General features: G+C 42.2%; 1 protein-coding gene. It reads right to left on the reverse strand.

What is annotated here, in order from left to right:
• Positions 1-8 precede the first annotated feature (8 nt).
• Positions 9-1,171 (reverse strand): IS3 family transposase gene (locus HJP15_RS21580; RefSeq protein WP_170174632.1). Its coding sequence is split into 2 segments (ribosomal slippage): positions 9-916 and positions 916-1,171, totalling 1,164 coding nucleotides; the frame shifts between segments, so codons are not numbered across the junction.
• Positions 1,172-1,238: the final 67 nt, after the last annotated feature.

Below are 1,238 nucleotides of genomic sequence, written 5' to 3' on the forward strand. Positions count from 1 at the left end.
TGTTGTGGTCAACTAATTCCGGACAGTGAATTAAGTTTTTCTTCGGCTACTCCAGGGGCAACCATTTGGTTGTGGCTATGCGGCCTGCGCCAGTTATAGTAATTCATCAAATAATAGCTAATATCTTTTTCAGCTTCTTGATAATTACGATAACCCAATGAGGGAACCCATTCTGTTTTTAAACTTCTAAATAGGCGCTCCATCGGGGCATTATCCCAGCAATTCCCTCGGCGACTCATACTTTGTTTTATACGGTAACGCCACAGCCTTTGTTGAAACCTTTTTGCGCTGTATTGACTCCCTTGGTCTGAATGAAACATCAGCCCAGATGGTTTGCCTCGTTGTTCGTATGCTCTATCTAATGCTTTAATAACTAAGTCAGTATCAGGCTTATCAGACATTGCCCAGCCAACCACACGACGAGAAAACAAGTCAATAATAACAGCCAAGTACGACCATTTCTTACCCGTCCATATATACGTAATATCCCCACACCAAACTTGGTTTGGGCTATTTACTTCAAATTCACGGTTAAGTCTGTTTGGAATGTCTGGCCGCTCCCCCTTCGCTAATTTATATGAATGAGGCCCAGGTTGTTTACAGACCAACCCCATGTCACGCATGATACGGCGTACCTTAAAGACGCCAACAGGTAAGTCAGCGTCTTTTAGCATCGCCACCAACATGCGGCTACCAGCAGCTCCACGACTGAGTGAAAATAACTCATTAATCGTTGACCTAAGTTGCACCTCTTCAAGTTTAATTGATGTCACACGCTGCTTAAAATCATAATAACTTGAACGCGGAACATTAAATACGCTACAGACCATTTCCACAGACTCATGCTCACTTAATTGGTCTATCAACGAATATTGTTCATCTCGTCTGACATTAAGAGAGCGGTAGCCTTTTTTAAAATTGTTTTTTCTCTTTCAAGGCGATTAACTTTAGCTTCAAGCTCCTGAATTCTCAGCTGTTCAGGAGTAAGCGCTTTAGAGTTTGGTGTTGTGCCACCACGCTCATCTTGTAATTGCTTAACCCAACGACGAAGAGCTGTTTCACCGACTTCTAGTGAGCGAGCAGCTTCTGGGAGTGAGTATCCTTCATCAAGGACTAATTTTGCTGAATCAAGTTTAAACTCTTGAGAAAAAGAGCGACGTTGTTTTGTCATAGAACACCTCTGTTTGAGTGGTAATAATACCACCTAAATTTGTGTCCGGTTTCATTGAATCACAACA

This window comes from Pseudoalteromonas sp. NEC-BIFX-2020_002 (assembly GCF_013002825.1).
Classification (GTDB): Bacteria; Pseudomonadota; Gammaproteobacteria; order Enterobacterales; family Alteromonadaceae; genus Pseudoalteromonas; species Pseudoalteromonas neustonica.